The sequence below is a fragment of the Paenibacillus sp. P4_A7 genome (genome assembly GCF_056402455.1).
In genome coordinates this window covers 1-17,916 of record NZ_JBFUHJ010000023.1, presented here as the reverse complement: position 1 = coordinate 17,916, position 17,916 = coordinate 1, and the positions used below count along the sequence as shown (strand labels likewise).

19 protein-coding genes are annotated in these 17,916 nt (G+C 42.3%); 4 read left to right on the top strand and 15 right to left on the bottom strand.

All coding sequences use genetic code 11. The features are described 5' to 3' along the window. Positions 1-14: 14 nt before the first annotated feature. Positions 15-830, top strand: a complete 816-nt coding sequence (locus AC1DWN_RS05895) for a lipase family protein (RefSeq protein WP_477557988.1) — start codon at positions 15-17, stop codon at positions 828-830. A 71-nt stretch (positions 831-901) separates the two neighbouring features. Here the strand turns inward: AC1DWN_RS05895 and trhA are convergent, their stop codons facing one another. The 9 genes from trhA to AC1DWN_RS05850 all read right to left on the bottom strand — a co-directional run bounded on the left by trhA (position 902) and on the right by AC1DWN_RS05850 (position 8,902). Continuing rightward, complete coding sequence (gene trhA, locus AC1DWN_RS05890; RefSeq protein ID WP_477557987.1) at positions 902-1,546, bottom strand: PAQR family membrane homeostasis protein TrhA; 645 nt, start codon at positions 1,544-1,546, stop codon at positions 902-904. A gap of 41 nt (positions 1,547-1,587) precedes the next feature. Continuing rightward, on the bottom strand, positions 1,588-2,283 hold the full coding sequence (locus AC1DWN_RS05885) for a lipase family protein (RefSeq protein WP_477557986.1): 696 nt from the start codon (positions 2,281-2,283) through the stop codon (positions 1,588-1,590). Between the two features lie 171 nt (positions 2,284-2,454). Further along, entirely contained in the window at positions 2,455-2,658 is a 204-nt protein-coding gene (locus tag AC1DWN_RS05880) for a hypothetical protein (RefSeq protein WP_477557985.1), read from the bottom strand. Positions 2,659-2,690: 32 nt separating this feature from the next. Then, entirely contained in the window at positions 2,691-3,608 is a 918-nt protein-coding gene (locus AC1DWN_RS05875; RefSeq protein WP_477557984.1) for a TRM11 family SAM-dependent methyltransferase, read from the bottom strand. Positions 3,609-3,632: 24 nt separating this feature from the next. Then, positions 3,633-3,962 carry a LapA family protein gene (locus tag AC1DWN_RS05870; protein ID WP_477557983.1) on the bottom strand — a complete coding sequence of 110 codons (330 nt, stop codon included), beginning with the start codon at positions 3,960-3,962 and terminating at the stop codon, positions 3,633-3,635. 174 nt (positions 3,963-4,136) lie between these two features. Continuing rightward, entirely contained in the window at positions 4,137-6,011 is a 1,875-nt protein-coding gene (locus AC1DWN_RS05865; RefSeq protein ID WP_477557982.1) for an FTR1 family iron permease, read from the bottom strand. Further along, positions 5,995-7,314, bottom strand: coding sequence for an iron uptake transporter deferrochelatase/peroxidase subunit (gene efeB / locus AC1DWN_RS05860; RefSeq protein WP_477557981.1), 1,320 nt, complete (start codon positions 7,312-7,314; stop codon positions 5,995-5,997). Before efeB ends, AC1DWN_RS05865 begins: the two co-directional genes overlap by 17 nt. Before the next feature lies 1 nt (position 7,315). Further along, complete coding sequence (gene efeO, locus AC1DWN_RS05855; protein WP_477557980.1) at positions 7,316-8,197, bottom strand: iron uptake system protein EfeO; 882 nt, start codon at positions 8,195-8,197, stop codon at positions 7,316-7,318. A gap of 138 nt (positions 8,198-8,335) precedes the next feature. Further along, a complete protein-coding gene (locus AC1DWN_RS05850) occupies positions 8,336-8,902 on the bottom strand; it encodes a hypothetical protein (protein ID WP_477557979.1) in 567 nt (188 codons plus the stop codon). Between the two features lie 365 nt (positions 8,903-9,267). On the opposite strand from AC1DWN_RS05850, the gene AC1DWN_RS05845 reads away from it, so the two are divergent. The 3 genes from AC1DWN_RS05845 to AC1DWN_RS05835 all read left to right on the top strand — a co-directional run bounded on the left by AC1DWN_RS05845 (position 9,268) and on the right by AC1DWN_RS05835 (position 11,146). Further along, positions 9,268-10,206 carry a hypothetical protein gene (locus AC1DWN_RS05845; protein WP_477557978.1) on the top strand — a complete coding sequence of 313 codons (939 nt, stop codon included), beginning with the start codon at positions 9,268-9,270 and terminating at the stop codon, positions 10,204-10,206. Positions 10,207-10,329: 123 nt separating this feature from the next. Next, the gene (locus AC1DWN_RS05840) at positions 10,330-10,572 is read left to right on the top strand and encodes an NHLP leader peptide family RiPP precursor (RefSeq protein WP_477557977.1); all 243 of its coding nucleotides are present in this window, start codon (positions 10,330-10,332) and stop codon (positions 10,570-10,572) included. Positions 10,573-10,903: 331 nt separating this feature from the next. Then, the gene (locus tag AC1DWN_RS05835; protein WP_477557976.1) at positions 10,904-11,146 is read left to right on the top strand and encodes an NHLP leader peptide family RiPP precursor; all 243 of its coding nucleotides are present in this window, start codon (positions 10,904-10,906) and stop codon (positions 11,144-11,146) included. Between the two features lie 43 nt (positions 11,147-11,189). Here the strand turns inward: AC1DWN_RS05835 and AC1DWN_RS05830 are convergent, their stop codons facing one another. The 6 genes from AC1DWN_RS05830 to AC1DWN_RS05805 all read right to left on the bottom strand — a co-directional run bounded on the left by AC1DWN_RS05830 (position 11,190) and on the right by AC1DWN_RS05805 (position 17,472). Next, positions 11,190-12,980: an ATP-binding protein gene (locus AC1DWN_RS05830; RefSeq protein ID WP_477557975.1), complete on the bottom strand. Its 1,791-nt coding sequence runs from the start codon at positions 12,978-12,980 to the stop codon at positions 11,190-11,192. A 309-nt stretch (positions 12,981-13,289) separates the two neighbouring features. Beyond that, a complete protein-coding gene (locus AC1DWN_RS05825; RefSeq protein ID WP_477557974.1) occupies positions 13,290-14,105 on the bottom strand; it encodes an alpha/beta fold hydrolase in 816 nt (271 codons plus the stop codon). A gap of 45 nt (positions 14,106-14,150) precedes the next feature. After that, entirely contained in the window at positions 14,151-15,242 is a 1,092-nt protein-coding gene (locus AC1DWN_RS05820) for a hypothetical protein (protein WP_477558011.1), read from the bottom strand. A 29-nt stretch (positions 15,243-15,271) separates the two neighbouring features. Continuing rightward, positions 15,272-16,153, bottom strand: a complete 882-nt coding sequence (locus tag AC1DWN_RS05815) for an ABC transporter ATP-binding protein (RefSeq protein WP_477558010.1) — start codon at positions 16,151-16,153, stop codon at positions 15,272-15,274. Then, on the bottom strand, positions 16,128-16,928 hold the full coding sequence (locus AC1DWN_RS05810) for a hypothetical protein (RefSeq protein WP_477557973.1): 801 nt from the start codon (positions 16,926-16,928) through the stop codon (positions 16,128-16,130). Before AC1DWN_RS05810 ends, AC1DWN_RS05815 begins: the two co-directional genes overlap by 26 nt. Next, entirely contained in the window at positions 16,906-17,472 is a 567-nt protein-coding gene (locus AC1DWN_RS05805; protein WP_477557972.1) for an RNA polymerase sigma factor, read from the bottom strand. The genes AC1DWN_RS05810 and AC1DWN_RS05805 overlap by 23 nt, the downstream gene beginning before the upstream one ends. Between the last annotated feature and the right edge of the window lie 444 nt (positions 17,473-17,916).

Genomic DNA, 17,916 nt, shown 5'->3' with positions numbered 1-17,916 from the left:
AGCGGAGGGATGACATGGGGACAATGATGAAAAGAGCTGTAAGAACGCAGGAGCTCGATATTCGCAGCGCCCTATTTTTGGCTGCGGTTTGTGGACAAACGTATATGCAATTCAATAATAAGGACGGCTTGTTTCTTGTACCGAAGGATTATAAATTGGCAGGAGAATTTACTGCTAAAGGTTATGACAACAGCGAAGAACGATTCGGATTTATACTAACTTCGGAACAAGCCTCCGTTCTCGCTTTTCGGGGCAGCGGTTCTGTAGTAGACTGGGTGTCCGACTTCATTGCCGAGCAAACTCCCTACCGCCCTGTCAAAAATGTAGGTCTAACACACAAAGGCTTTACCGACATCTATATGTCCACTCGCAGCCAAATATTTGATATTGTGAAGCAGCTTCCAGCCGATATTCCTTTATTTATAACCGGACATAGCCTAGGCGGCGCACTCGCTACACTTGCAGCCATGGATTTAGCCAACAATTCAGCATTTACATCGCCGATTATCTATACGTTTGGCGCTCCAAGAATAGGCGATCCCAAATTCGTACAAAGCTATAATGCCTTAGTCGACACGCACTGGCGTTTTCAAAATGAATTTGATATCGTTCCCCATCTGCCTACGCTGCTCTATCAATCTCCTAAGACAAAGCAAACTTATTATTATATGCATGTAAAAGGAGAAGTTAAGCGCTCGTTCCGAATGGGCTCCGTCTCCAGCAATCATATTTTATCCAGCTATTTCGCCGATCTAGTTCGAGAAGACCCTGCTTTCGCAATTGCAGTTTGCTCCGAGCCTCCCGGCTGGTGTCCGGAAATCGTGGTATAAATAAACGGATCCTCTTATGAAGACAAAAAAAAAGTGAGGGAAACCTCACCACTTACATATATGGCAACCTATTAAGCTGGCAATATATACAGCAAAATAGCGAAGAAGTGTACAATAGAGCCGCCTAGTACGAACAAGTGCCAGACCGCATGATGATAAGGAAAGCTGCGCCACATATAAAATATCGTACCGAATGTATAGAGCAATCCGCCAGTTATAAGCAGTTGAACTCCGCCTGGAGCGAGATGTGTCGTAAGCGGCTTCCATGCAAAAACAATGATCCAGCCCATCGCAATATATACAATCGTAGAGGTAAACAGAAACTTGGAAGCAAAAAAAGACTTAAAGATGACGCCGATTAATGCGGCTCCCCAGACGATGCCAAACAGCACCCAGCCCAATTTCCCCTGCACAATATGAAACAAAATTGGTGTATAGGTACCTGCAATAAATACATATATGAATGAATGATCGAGCTTTTCGAACAATCGCTTCGCTTTGCCCGCAGGGAAGCTGTGTACAAGCGTTGAGGCTGTATACAGCAGCAGCATGGCAACCCCATATATAGTAAAGCTAACGACATGCCAAGCCGTTCCTTTCGTCGATGCAAATACGATAAGCAGCACAAGAGCTGCTATGCTAAGTCCCGTTCCAATTCCATGCGTGACAGCATTTGCGACTTCTTCTCGCTTAGTATAAGTATGGGTATCCGCCATATTTATTGGTTCACTTCCTCTCTTCCCTCCATTTTAAAGGTTCACACCCAGCCTTTCAACCATTCGCGCATGTGATCGAGTGTTTTGTCGAGGTTGCATACCTCTTCCTGATCCAAAAACGGACTTGTATGACGGAAGTAATCCGCATGCCTGCCTATAATCTTAATGCCTTCCACATAGCCTGGAGCATACTTCAAGCGGTTCCACTGCGGCATCGAGAATCCTTTTCTGCTCCATCCGCCCCAGCTCCCGATACGACTTATAGGATCATTGAGCTTGCCTAAGCTGTCTACCGAATGAAAGTAGCTGACCTTGTCCTGCAGCTTCGGATCAATTGGCGTGCGAGGTGAACCTACCTGTACGATTCGAAAGTCTTTGGCTTCGCCCTCATCATGCAGCAATTTCGCTGCTTGATAAGCAGCTGCACCACCGCCGCTATGTCCGATTAAAAGCATCCGTTCACTTTTTAACGTCTGCTTTATTTGTCTTAGCGCGTTTTGTCCACCAACACGCCCAGCCGTCATTCGATTAGATAAATCACTCTTTACCTCCAGCACTTGTCTTACCAAACTTCGAGAGGCATCTCCATATGGAAATATTACATGTATGTCAGGCTCCACGCCTCGAGATTGAAACAGCTGTTCCAGCTTCAATTTGCATTCGGTAAATATACTGTTGGATGTTGCCACACCGGCAAGTAGGTAAATGCTCATAGTTGACTCTTGTGTCGCCGTCATAACGAATCCCTCCGCCTAAAATAATAAATATTGTCTATTCATTATGCGGCATAGCGCAGAATTCATGCTTGGTTATAAATTCCGCAGTCTAGTTAAAGACAGGGCACCAAGCTGTTGCCAGCCGGCGCCCTGTCTTCTTCCTATCGCTGCGCGGAAAATCCGCTTCAACTGCTATACACCCATTTTTTTACGCTGGTTGTTAACTTTCTTCGTATTCTGGCTCTTCATCGCCTGCGTCCCTGTGGAAAGGTGCGTCTGGCCTGGAGCTCCGCCAGCTTTGGCTTGCTTCTTCTGAGCGAGCAGTTGCTTCGCTTTCTCAGCTTGAGTCAGCGCTTTCGGCTGCTGGGCGGATTCATTGTTCTCAATTGTAGACATAGGTTCACCTCGCTTCATGCACTACATAGTTCTTATTCTACTACAGATATATATCTGGTAAAAGAGGCTTTACTCAGGGCTGCATATTCAATGAGCCGAAAAGCCGCCATTTCCAGCTGTTTCTCGACTCTTTCTGTCGTTATAACAACCGTACGTTTAGCAAGCCTTCTTACACTCCTCAGCATAGCAAGCTGTTCTTCCTCTGGCAATACCGAACATAAATTGTAGGGCATATCAATAATTGCCGCATCGTAATATCCATCCAGCTCCTGCATATCGGCTAGCTTTACCCGATTAGGATAACCAAAATGGGCTAAGTTTGTACGTGCTCCTCGTACTGCCAACGGATTAATATCTACACCTTCGATATCAATCCCCATTGACATAGCTTCAATGAGGACAGTTCCCATCCCGCAGCATGGATCGATTAGCCGAGTATGCGCTGCATACGAACCCGCGGCTAAGTTAACAATTGCCCTTGCTGCCCTCGTAGGCAGCGCAGTCGAATAATTTTGCGGTTTATTCTGATGCTTCAGCCATAAAGCTTGATTATCCTCGCATGGTCCGAAGTACCAGCGCCCATCCCATTTTGTCAGACCGAACCGCAGTACAGGTGTTCTCATATCCGCTTTACCGCGAATTTCAGCACCGACAATCCGCTCTAGCTGCCTCTGTTCCTCAAAGGTAAATGCTTCATCACCCATCGTGAACAGTACCTTAAAGCTGCGCCCTTCCAATTCAATAGTGAGAAGCTGTTCAGTAATCCCCTCTAGACGGTCGGAATCAAAATAAACCTCGATTCGTCTTTTTACGAAGGGACTCCGATCAACTGACATGTCAATTGTGCTCACTATTACTCCATTTTGTACCGACTGGCCAAACAGCGAACGCAGCTCAAGCTCACATAACGATGCTTCATCTTCGTGATTTGCATAGGTGTAGATATACATATGGTCCTCGCAATCTATGTTGTGCTATTCTTTAACAGGCAATTCTGCTGACTCCATCCGATCAGTACGTACTGTAGGGTGTGAGGAAGATAACTCGGCATTTTCAGCCATAAGCTCTGCCACATGCTTCTCTAAAATTTTTACCGTGCGCTGCAAGCGGAACTGACGTATCATTCCAAGCAATCCCACTGTAAGCCCACCAAGTAAGGTGGATGATAATATGACGAGAATAAGCGGTATGGTTGCTTCTGTGAATAAAAAGTTCACTTTTACAGAATCAACATTTATGACAGCAAATATAGCGATAACAAAAGCAAATATTAAAGCTGATATTAATACGCTTTGTCCCTTCATTTTCGTTTCCTCCCTTTTCCAAAAATAATACCACAAACGCTGCTTCTTCGCTTAGTTGGGTTTTATGATCTCAACAATCAGCCCTTGCAAAAGGTTAAAAGAGCTGCCTCGTAAGCAGCTTACGCTGCATTAGGGACAGCTCTCTATTTTACACGATCATGTTGTCAACGTCTTTTACTTCGCATTCAAAGCCTTGATTTCTGGAACCTTCTTCCGCCATTGTGTCCAGCTTACTTTACCAACAATAAACACCAGTACGATAAGCTGAGGAATTGTAGTCTCCAACGTTGGGTAGATACCAAGAGCGCCAATAGTAGGCCAACTAGACATCGTATGCGATGGAACCCAACCAGATACCTGCAAAGAGTGTATGCTTTCGCCCAGAAAGCGAAAGACTAGGTAGTAGATAAGCGCCGATGCAACGAGAAAAAACGGACGTACTGGCAGCTTAGCGCTGAACTTGATGATTCCGAATCCGAGCGCTATGAGCAATATGAACGTTACACCAAACCCAAGCGCAAGCTGCAACGGTTCAATAGAAGGCGCCATCCCAATATAAAATATCGTTGTTTCTGCTCCCTCACGAAAAATAGCCAAGCCTGATACTGCGAATAAGGACCATAAGCTGCCACGCGCAAGCGCGCTGCCCATACGTTGATCAATGTATTGGTTCCAGTTCTTCATATTGGATTTGCTGTGGAGCCAATTGCCTACCGTAAGCATCAGTACAACCGATAAAAGGCCAGCAATACCTTCAATTGATTCACGAGTGCTTCCTGCTGCTACTTTAGCAATTGCATAAGTAAGCACTAACGCCATTATGCCGCTTAGGAGAAGCCCTACCCATACACCAGACCAAACCCATTTCCGTTTATCTGCATTACCTGTACGTTGCAAATAGGCAAGAAGTGCAGCCAACACTAGTATCGCCTCAAGTCCTTCACGCAGCAAAATCATACCTGCATCCCAAGCCGTATACTTGGTTTCCTTCATCATCGGCTCCAGCTGTCCTCGTATCTCTACGATAAGCTTCTCTGCTTTGCCAGCCGCAGGCGGCTCGGAAAGTAAATAACCTGCAGTCTCGGCCATTCTAATTTCAATATTACTGTAGACAGCTGCTGAACGAAGCATCACCTCACCCTCAATAGCAGGCCATTGCACGATGAATGTTTCCATTTGACCTGCTGCTTCAGGATAATGACCCGATTTAACATCAATCAGTGCTTGATCAAGAATGGCTACTGCACCCGACACCGTGGTCGTATCATCCTTTGCCTTTGTTGAAGCTGCAATTTTACCATCCTTATAGTCGGTAATTAATTGAATGAGCGCCTTAGCCTCTGTCACTGCCTGCTCAGCACGCGGCGGATTGGCTTGAATTGAAATTCGAAGCATGCTCATTTTCGTTTCGAGACTCCCATATACGCTGAAGTTATCAACTCGCACTGCCTTCTCAATAATCGGCCATTCGCTATTGATTTGACGATAGACAGCATTTGCTTTCGTCCAATCATCAGCTTCTACATCCTTAAGCAGCTGCTCCACTAACGGCAGTATACGGTCAGCAGCTTCTTTGCCTGACATAACGGCAGCCGTATCCGTTTGCTCACTCTTCACGTATCGGTTTATCGCCTTAGCCAGTGTAGACAACGAAGCTTTCGCCGCTTCTGGATTTTCATCCGATTCAGCGAGCGATTTGATCGCCCCTGCAATAGCTGAGTCTACATCTGCAGATTCTTTAGTAGACGCCGAGTTAAGCTCCTTCCACTTCACAGCAGCTTCATCAATATGCAAGATTGCATCTTCCCAGTTGTCCTGCCCCGCTTCGACTAGCGCGCTTCCTACGAGAGGAAGCAAGCGGCTAAGCTCATCCGCTTGTTCACCCTCCGCCAGCGCATAATGGCCCCCGCCAACTAACATTAACATTAGAAAAACAACGGAACAAAAGCGTATACCTATACGCTTTAATCCGTTGCTATATTGTGCGAACATCAGAAGTCCGCCCCTTTCCTCATAGAAAGCTTTCATTTCTTTAAAAGAGTGTTTCACCAATGTAGCCGCCTTCCTTCACACCTGGAAAGCAAGCAAACACCGCGCTGCCAGTATGCACGATATATTCATTTAACAAATCGCTTTGTCCGAGCTTTTGCTGCATAGGTATAAACTGCTTTCGCGAATCGCGATTGAAGCAAATGAACAGCAGTCCGGCATCGAGCTGTCCTGTTTTATGGTCAATACCGCTAGAGTATGAATAAGAGCGTCGCAAAATTTTGACCGAGCCGTCACCACGTGTCAGACGAACATGTGAATTCATAGGAATAATGGACTTGCCGCTCTCGTCCTTCTTCTCCAAATCCACCTTATCAAATTCCAGCTTACTGCCGATAGGAGCTCCACTTTCACGATGACGACCAAATGTTGTCTCTTGATCACCAAGTGTCGAACGATCCCATACCTCTATCCGCATCCTAATTCGTCTTACAACCATGTAGCTGCCCTGCGCCATCCAGGCTGCTCCATCAGAAGCATCTGCCCACACGACCTGTTTCATTTCTGTTTCATTATTAACGTCAGGATTACCAGTACCGTCCTTAAAGCCCATTAAATTACGAGGTGTCGCCCCCGTCGGATCAGCACCTCCTGTTCGTTGGAAGCCTTCCTGTGTCCATCGAAGCACAGCCTTGCCTCTGGCGATACGTGCCAAATTCCGAATCGCGTGAAAAGCGATTTGCATATCATTCGCATTTACTTGAACGCCAATATCACCGCCTGACCACTCTGCTCGCAGCTCATCTCCGCCAAAAGCGGGTAAGTCAGTTAAGATAGCAGGCTTTTTGACAGCAAGGCCGTATCGTGAGTCAAAGAAAGAAGGACCTACACCAAACGTTATAGTCGTGCGTGATGGAGACAGACCTGCCGCCTCCCCTGTATCGGAAGGGGGCAAATTATTGTTGTTATTGTCACTGCCAAGCATTTGACCGCTGGTCATCGATGCAGCTGCAGTCGTCCATGCTTGGAACAGCTTGCGCACATCAGCGAGCTTCTCTGTCGTCAAATCAAATGTCGCAAACAACACAAAATCCTGCGGCGGTGTTAGGATCCCCGCTTGATGAGTACCATAAAAATCTACAATCTCTGAAGAATCACTTTTTGGTGTTGCACCTGATGCTGGCTTCGTTCCATTTCTATCCTGTGCAGTGAGTACACCGCCTACCCCCGCTGCTCCGAGTATTAGGCCAGCCCCCCCGATGCCTGCCATTCGCAGTAAATCGCGCCTGCTAATCGATTTATCAAGAATACCGCTGACTTTTTCCTCAGCTTGCTTTGAATCTGATTCGGTTGACCGAGTCATCTTATTGAACCTCCAAGATTGTACCCATTTGAGACAGCGGCTCAGCAAGTGCATCTATTAGTTGACTCAGCTTCTTCGTATCTTCTTCCTTCAAGTCCAAATAGGACACATAGCCATCACCTGATTTGTATGCGGTCAACGCTTGCTCAAGATCTGTAAATCCTTTTTCGATTTGCTCATTAAGCTCCGCATTTTTCTTAATTAGCACGGGCTGAACCAACTCATGAATTTTGTGTGCGCCTTCTACATTCGCTACAAAATCGTACAGATCCGTATGGGAGTAACGTTCTTCCTCACCGACTACTTTGGAGGAGGATACCTCGTTCAACAGTTCCACTGCTCCCGTTACGAGCAATCCCGCATCAACTTCAACGGTTTCCATTAACGCACGAAGCAGCTTTACATCTTCAAGCAGCCTATCTGCGTATTCATCCATTCCCTCGGTAGAGTTATTCACCCAAAGAGCTTGCTCAATGCGGTGAAAGCCACGCCAGTCCTTCTCCTCCACGTCATTTTCACGAGCATCAATGTTCGGATCCAAATCTCCCAGCGCTTCAGCAATCGGCTCTATACGCTCGAAATACATCCGTGTCGGCGCGTACAATAACTTTGCACCTTCTACATCACCGCCTTTAACAGCTGTTACAAACTTTTCGGTTTCTATAATAAACTTGTCTGCCTGCTCAACGGTAAATTGACGGTAGTCTTCCAAGATTCCGGTCCAGTTGCCGTCCGTCGCCTCTGATTTATTGCCGTTCTCTGCAGTAGACTTGCTAGTGTTAGTAGGTTCCGCAGCTTTTCCTGCATTTTTAGAATTATTAGCTCCACAGCCTGTAAAAATAAGTGCACATGCTAGTACAAATGTAGTTATTTTAAGCTTCATTATGAAAGACTCCTCTTAGTATCTATTTGAAATTTGTAACATTTCTAAAAAAAAGTATACGGCTAAATGATAATCATTGTCAATTGCATTTTTTAGGAAAAAAAGCATAAAAAAAAACCTCAACAATTGAGGTCTTCTTCAAGCGGTTCGAAACGTTCCTGTTGCTTTCATTTCCTTGAATCCCGTGTAGGAATGCAACTTCCCATGATAAACTAACTCTAGTATAGCCGTATTCTCTAAATCACCTGGTGTTACGAAAAATGCAGGCTTATCAACTAAGCTCACTCCGCTTTCTTCAAATACCGAAGCTACAAATTGAGAACAAAAGTAGGCATATTCCCGCTTCATTTCAATATTGAACACGATTCCAAGCATGCCTAGTAAATTATATTTGTATTGATCACTATTTTGCTCCATATAGTGTATCTGTGAACGAATGTTCATATAGGCGCTATAACTGATTGTACAACGATAAAGCGAGCACATCGAATGTTCAAAAAACTGGCCTCTCACATCTTCTTTCACAAAACCTGCGAAAAATGGGTTGCTTGGATTTTTCCTGCCAAAGCTATAAACCTCACTTAAATCGCTGTCAAATGCTATAGAAGCATGATTCAGCGGGTCTTTCGTGAACCATTTGATTGTTTTCGTAAATAAAGTTCTAGTATCTGTCAAAAGCACGTAAATTTCCACATCTCTATTCATGTCTTACTACCTCCACATTAAAGAACTCTCATCTTGGTATTAACTTTAATGCAGGAGAACAAAATTCTAAACCTGCTCAAGTAATAGGAGTATCCTCGACCTTAGTCCAGTTTTGCAAATATGGTAGCGATTGAACCAATTACAGTAACAAATTGTAAACCCTTTACTCATTTTACTGGATATTCTCTTTTTACTCAATAAGTAGTTCGTTTGTTTTTACCTCATATTTTTAAAAATGTTAACTTTTTCTTAGTAGAGAAGTGGTATAGTAGGAAAAGATTTGGGGCGTTCATCTCTATTTATATGCTCAAATATAAAGATCTAGTCTAAATAAATCCAACTACTACGAAGTCGCGGARGACATTATGATGGAATGGTATGATCGTTACAAGAAGCAGCTTGAACTCATCTATACAGAAGCTGAACAGCGCATTGCTGCATTCCCCATACCCTTGAACACAATTGGTCTACTATATGCGGACAAGTTCAATCCGGTTAAACATGACAGCGGCAAAGATTACATTTGCAGCTTACTTCCCTTCTGGGTGCAAGAGGCTGCTGCAATCAACGATGAGCAGTGCAGAAAGCTTGCATTAGCTAATGTCTATGGCATGTTATATTTTTTTATTCAGGATGATGTAATGGACAGCACACCATCTTCTAATTGGAAGGAACAGCTCGCTCTTGGTAATCTGCTGGTACTTGAGATGTTCGCTGTATTTCGTGAATTGTTTCCATCAGAATCATCATTTTGGCAATATTACAATCGATATGTAACGACATGGGCCGATAGCGTGATGAATGAAAAGACAGATAATTACTTTATAACCGAGCCTCTCAAAACAGCAGGGAAAGCTGGTCCTGTTAAAATAGCGTGTACAGGTGCTTTATTACTTTCAGCAAGAAGTCATATGATTCCCCTCATGGAGGAAGCTATTGATATTACACTTATGACGCTGCAAATGGCGGATGATTGGGCGGATTGGCAGGAGGATTTGGCAGAAGGCTGTTACAACAGTTTACTCGCCAAGATTGCTTCCGATCGGCAACTGGATCGACAGCCTACAGCAGAAGAAGCAGAAGCATCTATTTATGTCAGAGGCTGCATGAAGTCCTATGTCCAGGTTGCCTGTGACAATCATAATAGACTCCTTGCTATGAAGTTGAAAGCTACAGAGTTGGTAGATTTCCACGCTTACTTGTTGAACCATTTGAATCAGACATCTGATACGATAGACTCAAATCGCGCAGCGCTTCACAAAGGAGGATTTAACTACTTTTTGTCTCGCAATTTGACGAAATAAGGAAAATAGAACCTGTTTTCCATTGTTAAATTGTATAATATTTGTAATTTGAAGTAGATATTGTCGAAAATCCATGATAAACTCTGTATGGTAAACTTATACATATGAGGAAGGGTGATTGTGATGTCGACAGAACAAGCACTAACAGGACAAGTTATCTCAAAAGTTTGGAACGATGAAGCCTTTAAAGAACGTCTTCTTACAGATCCTAAAGCTGCGATTCGCGATGAATTTGGAATTGAATTCAATGATTCTATTGAAGTTAATGCTATGACCGAAACACCTGGTAAACTTTATTTAGTTATTCCTCCCAATCCTACAGAATTAAAAGTGAAAAGCCCAAATGAAGTTCCGATGTGGGTATAATATTGAACCAAACCGCCGAATGTTTCCTAGCATTCGGCGGTTCTTGCTTTTAATGATGCTTAACCATAACTGTTTCCCTTCATAACCATAACTGTTACTGACTCTGGATTGAGTCATTTGATATAGTCAGATAAGACATAGAAACTAATTTTCGCGTTTTATAAATAGGTTGTTATAACTACGTTTCGATAGAGTTTCCCCAAAAATAAGACCAATGAATTATGTTTTCTTTCGAAAATTGTAGAATTTTTGCATTTTAAAGTAGAAATTGTCGAAAAACCATGATAGACTTGGTATGGTAAACTTATACATATCAGGAAGGGTGATTATCATGTCAACAGAGCAATCCTTAAAAATCCAAATTATCCAAAAGGCATGGGAAGATGCTGCATTCAAAGCACAACTTCTCGCTAATCCGAAAGCGGCTATTAACGAAGCATTTGGAGTTGAAATCCCAGATAATTTCGAAATTGTAGCTGTAGAAGAAACGTCCAACAAGCTTTATCTGGTTATTCCTGTGAACCCAGCTACCTTGAATGATGGACCAACTGTTAGATTTCCAATGTGGGTATAATTTCCTGATAATTGACAAAAAGAGCCGAAAGCTATTTAATATGCTATCGGCCCTTTTTATTTACTAATGGGAAATGCATAACCGCCTCGGTTCCAATCCCCTTTGTACTATTGAATGTAAGTTTACCCTGCATGGCCTCTACAATTCGGAATGTAACCATCAGACCTAATCCTGTCCCCTTCGTCTTCTTCGAATAATAAGGCTCACCCAATTTTAATAAATCAACACCATCCATTCCTTCTCCATTATCTTTAATTCGTATATAAACTAGATTTGAGTCCCTATCTTCATAAGCATGAATCTGTATAAAACCCTCTTTACCTAAAGCTTCTATCCCGTTTTTAATTAGATTAATTAAAGCCTGTTTAAATTTTGAAGAATTACCGCGAATATATAGGTTAGGTGCCAGCTCCAATTTAATAATTCCTCCCTGCATCGTAGCCAATGGAACAAGTATCCCTTCTATTTGCTGTAGCTCTTCAGCGATATTTAACAATGTCGTTTGCTCTACTTGAGGTTTTGCAAAGGTTAAAAAATCAGTTATTATTTCAGATGCACGATCTAATTCAGTTATGGCTAGCAGCATAAAGCTTTTGTCTTTCTCATTAGCTGATTTTTCCCCTAACAGCTGGAGAAAACCTCGCGTTACCTGCAATGGATTACGCACCTCGTGGGCGACAGATGCAGCAAGCTGACTTATCACTTCCATTTTCTCTGATCGTTGCAGCTCATTATTAAATATATCAAGACGCTTAGAATACTCAACTACTTGATCATAGTTTTTCATGATCCTTCTGGATAAAATAATAATTAGAGATATTATAAAAAAAAGAATGCTCCATTTCCATGCTAACATGTTATAGCCCCTATTTTGTATAAAAAACCATGAGATTTCTATTGCTCCTATAGCGGCAAACATTCCGAATCCAATTGTCAAAATAATTGCTTCCTTATTTCTTTGTATACAGTACAAAATCAAGCAGCTTATTAATACAACATTTCCAAATATAACACAGATCCCAAAGCTTACTGTCCCAATTAAAATATACCATTCTTGGAAAAGATTAAAAAATATGCTTACTACTAATAAAATAATGCAGATAACTACGATAACTACTATTACCTTCCGCATACGAGCTATTAATCCAAACGGTCCATTGCCGAAGATACTCTCAAAAAAAATAAATAGAGCAGGCATCAATAAATAGGATGATATATCAAATAAATAGTAAGATACTAATCCAAATTCACTATAGGTTGTGTGAAAAAACGGAGAATTCGAAAGTATCATTAATCCTATAGATAGTATGATTATACTTAAGGAACTCCAGCTCCTTACGTACAGCTTGCTCATAAAAATAAGACATAACAGCATGGATAGTGAAATAAAAATAAGTGTTGCTCCTAAAATAACATCCATTATATCCTTTGTCATATACGCTTTAACAAGATCTTGATATTCCCCTATTATTGGTTGTTTTTTTATACCAATTTTTTTCTCTTCCGCTTCTAATCTGATATAAATTGTTTTATTAGACTCATTAGCTGTCAGAGGCAGTATAACTTTATTGGAATCATTAGCATATTCGCGCTTAGTCTCATAAATAATTTGATCATCCTTAAAAATCGTAACATTTTTAGCATTCAGCTCACTAATTAGCAAAGTCGGTCTCACCCACTTAAGATCAGGCAGCTTAATTCTGACCCATGCATATTGGGTATTTGCTGGTTTTTGCAAAGTATCAGCTGTATATTTAACTGGAAACCATCCTTCTGCTTGCTCAGTAAGTGCAAAAGTACGGGTGCTATCAGCTTGATATGCTTCCCATCTCATTTCCCACTCATTAATAGCGATACTCGGTTCATCCGATAGCGCATAGGACTCATTAACTAGAAAAGAAACTGCTATGAATAACGATAGCACTAGTACTATCACGGATTTATATATACATCTCATTTAAGCACCTCAGAATATCGAAAATATACATATTGCTTTTCTACTATAATTCGACATTCTTTGCAAATACACCTTCTAACATTTTCCTGTTTTATTAATATATCACGCTAAAGGTCCAGTTCATTAAAAAAGCTGCTTCCATAGCCCATTAGGACCATAGGAAGCAGCTTTCTCGAATTCAAAATCTTATCTATTCCGTTTACCTATCCAGCCCAGCAGCGCAGCACTTACTTCATCGAGCTGTTGCTCCGGTGATATAGTCGCCACCTTATCCATACTTTGCTGTCCATACGAACCGAATTGTGTATGGTTGCCGCCTTCAATCGTTACGTAGGTCGTTTCAGCCGGCATATAACGTTTTGCCTTGCCCCAGCTTTTCCAGTTTAAGACGCCGTCCCTTGATGCAGTTATTTGCAGCACCGGTAAGCCAGAATGAGCAAGACTGCCTTTCTTATCTGCATAGGAAGCAAGTAGAAAGACTCCAGCAAGTTGTTCTCTATGTTCAGCAGCAAATCGTGTAGCGAATACACCCCCTAGCGAATGTCCTCCGATGACATAGCTTTCATACGGATGCTCCGCAATGAAAGATTCAGCGCGGTCTAGATCTGTGAACGCTAAATGAAGCGGCATACTTGCAATGTAAACACGGTAACCAGCCGCAGCCAGTTTACGGGCAAATAAGGAATAGCTCTCTGGCTCGACCATAGCACCTGGATAAAAAATAAGATTAAGCTGCTTGCTAGTCCCCTCTCTTTCGATTGTGGGTTCGAAGCGATAGCCTTTATCGAGCTTGCTGATTGTTACTTGCTTATCGCTTTGCATCGCAGCACTTGCTTCAGCAGTTGGTGAAAGCAGCATCACTTTATATACAATAGTAAGTATGGCAGCTATCGATAGAATCAACACAGCTAACCAGATACTAACCCTTCGTACACGATTACTCTTTGGCTTCGGATGTGGACGCGCAAATCCTTCCGCCCTGCCATCGTGTGATTTTCGCATCCTTCACACCCTCCGTCCCAACCTTCTTTGTCCTATTCCCTTTCTTTAAGCAACTTCCTTACGTCTCATTGTGTAATATAACAACCAAACACTAGCCATGGATAAAACGATCGTAACGACAATGGCCACAATCGGATAAAGAATCGGCTGACCAAATAGATTAATGGTTTTGAATTCCATGAATAGCTCTTCTACCCTCATCACATCTGTATAGCTAAATTCAAGTATTTTGTTTAACCACGGCATCGGCAGATCAAATATACTGCGAACAGCAATAGGCAACCCGAAGATAAACCCTGATATAAGGAATGACATTATCGTATGCCTACAAAAAGCAGAGATTAGCATTACGATTAATGCAAATCCAAGCGCTCCCAGTAAATGCATGCCGATTTGAACCAATATATAGTTTCCCAAGTCATAACCATAAGTTGAGCTACGGTATTTAAATACTTCCTGTAGAGGGGACTTAAATCCATCTACACCTCCACCGTAAGTGACAAACCGAAGAATCAAATTGTAAAGCACCCAGACGAAAACGATGGACACCACATAAATCATCGAAGAGATTATTTTTGCGGTAACGACCTGCTTCCGTCCAAATCTGGAGCTAAATTGGAACTGATCCATACCGGTCGCATATTCATTCGAGAATATAGAAGCTAGTCCCACAAGAATTAATGAACCACTTATAAGAATTGAGAAAACATTGACAAAATCAATCATCTCGCTAGGAGCACGGCTATAATAAATCTGATCGATCTTGTAGCTCTCGAACATCTTGAGGAGTAATTCATTCTGGCGCTGTACATAGCCGCCTATCTCTTTTTCCTCCAAGGAATGAAAATATTCTACTCCCGACAACCTCTGCGCTTCTAGATTATGCAAATTTCTTATTTTCTTATATAAGCCGGACATTGCTTTTTCTTGATCTGTTAGTGTTTCCTTTTCCGATTCCATTTTATCCATTATTATCGCATTTTCTGCTTGTGCACGATCGACCTTTTCCTGAGTAAGCTCGCCCTCCCAATCCTTATAGTAGGACGAATTATCACTTGTCGCATGAACGATCAAGTTCACCGTTATAAGTCCTAGAAGAATAATTAGGGCGATGTAAATACTTTTTTGACGATAAATTTTGTAAAGTTCAAATGATAATAAGGATTTYACTTCACAGCCTCCTCATCAAAATAATACAAGTAAAGGTCCTCAAGATTAGGTACAGCTGCCTCTGCACGCGGATCTGGCTTATAATCGGACAAAATACGTACGATAATGGCATCTTCGTTGTTGATTAAACTGCTAACCTTATGCCGAGCTTGAAGAGCACCTATCTCTGACTGCTGCACTCGGATTGTCCATACTTTATCCTTCAAGCCTTCAAGCAACTGCTGAGGCTTTGCCTTCTGAATTAGCATACCCCGCTTCATAATTAGAAGTTCCTTTGCGAGGTACTCAATATCTGAGACGATATGTGTAGACAGCAAAACGATACGTTCACTTGCTATTGAGGACAGTAAATTACGAAAACGAATACGCTCCTTCGGATCAAGTCCCGCAGTCGGTTCATCTACTATGATAATCTTCGGATCATTCAACAATGCCTGTGCAATGCCAACACGTTGCTTCATACCTCCCGATAGCTTACCGACCTTCGTCCGCTTCTCATCTGTTAAATGGACAACCTCCAGCAGTTCCTCTACTTTAGCTTCCGCTGCGGTTTTCTCGATCCCTTTTAGCGAGGCGATATACAAGAGAAATTTGGTGACTGTAAAATTTTTATATAATCCCATATGCTGCGGTAAATAGCCTAGCAAATCGCGGTAGCGTTCATCCATCACTTGTATATCTACACCATCGCATAGTACTCTTCCAGAGCTTGGCCTTGAAACAGCTGCGAGAATTCGCATCAGCGTTGTTTTTCCTGAGCCGTTGGCACCTAGAAAACCGTATACCCCTTCTGTTAATTCACAGGTTACACCCTCTAAAGCCCTTTTATGACCAAATTGCTTACTGACTCTCTCAATGGATAATATCAACAAACTCACCTCTTCTTAAACGTTTGATCTGTAGCACAAACATTAAAACTGCAAAGATGGAAACTGCCGCACCCACACCTGTGTAAAAACCATCTATGTTTTCTGATTTCGTGAATTCAATGACTAAAGGTACGATAAATATCCAGATCGTCAGCGTAAATGGTATCGAAATCATACTGCGTACTCGGTTCGCTACCGCCAATCCGATACTGGAAGCTGCCGTAAATGGAGTCACCCAGAAAATAATGATTTTTGATAAAAGAAGCGGCTCACCGAACAAGCCAAATATAATAAGCAATATAAAACTAAGCAGCAAATTGTAGCTGCCGATAACTAGCATTTTAGATAACATAATCTGCTGCGCAGAATACTTGCATGACATCTCCAGCTCCATTAGACCCTCATCACGACCTCTAAATACCTCAAGCAGGCCAAGTAAAAAAGGTACCGGAGAGAGAAGCAGCATAATCGAGTAGGGATTACCTTCCCATACTCCCCACGCGAGCAAGCCGCCMACAAAAAAGAGCGCGTTCAGCAGCCAAAAGCTTGTGCGGATATGAAGCATTTTGAGCATAGCCAAGCTAAAAGGAAAACCAGTCTTCCGACGTACCTCGGGCTGTTTCACATAAGGCCTCAATGTATCAATCGTTTGCATAATGGCCTCTTCGCCCGGATATTCAACCGTATACTCGTTCATGAACTCTCGGAACTCTTGATCGAAAGAATCAAGCTCATCATACTCAGCTCTTTTTGCGGAATGCTTATGTGTATCTTTTTTGTTCATGATCATCCCTCCCAAGCCTCTTCTTCAGCTTCTCCAGCCCTTGTCGCAATCGAGCCTTTACCGTGTTTTCATTCGTGCTCGTAATAGCTGCGATTTCCTTGATTTTCAAATCATGATAGTACTTCAGCAAAATAGCCTCGCTCTGTATGTCCGGCAGCTCCTGTACCGCTTGCTTAAGCAGCGTTCTCGACTCATTTTTCTCGAAAATGTAGGAGACTGATTCCTCTTGCTTCTGTTCTAGATGCTCCACATATTCGCTAGCAGCCGATGCTTGTCTGTATGCGGCAGACCTGTAATAGTCCCTGCTGCAATTCACGGCAATTGTGAACAACCAACTGCTGAAGGAGCCAGAACTTTTGAAGGAGGGGAGGTTCTGGACCATTTTGATAAATACATCCTGCGTCAGATCGTATGCTGTATGACTGCTTGTTGTCTTACGATATAAATAGGCATAAATCCGCTTGTAGTAACGCTTAACGAGCACCTCCATGGCAGCTTGGCTCCCGCCCTGAATTTCTTGAATTAACTGTTCATCAGTCGGCAATTTCTTCACCTCGGCATGTAAAACGATTGTGGGTTTAAAAAAGTTGTATAAAAAGTATTCTTATTGAGAGGAGGTTTTATCCAGTTCATGCAAGCTTCTTGAATTTTAAATCATGCCTAGTAATCATCTAAAATAAGTAATCTCAAAAAATGATTGCTAGGTGACAAGGAAAAACGACTAATTTCCACTATTCTTCAATTGGTCGATAGGTTATTACTGTGATAGGAACTATTCGTCTACTGGTCGATAGGATGCTGCTGTGAAAGTACCTATTCTTTGGGTAGCTTAGAGGTAACGTTTAATTAGTTTCAAAATGTGAAATTAATGAGAGTTACTATTAAAATAGTGACGATTTAGTTTCAGAATATGCAATTAATCCACCTAAAGGAGGGAATGAATCGATCTAACCTGCATTTAAGTTCATCCCATGACACTAAATCACAG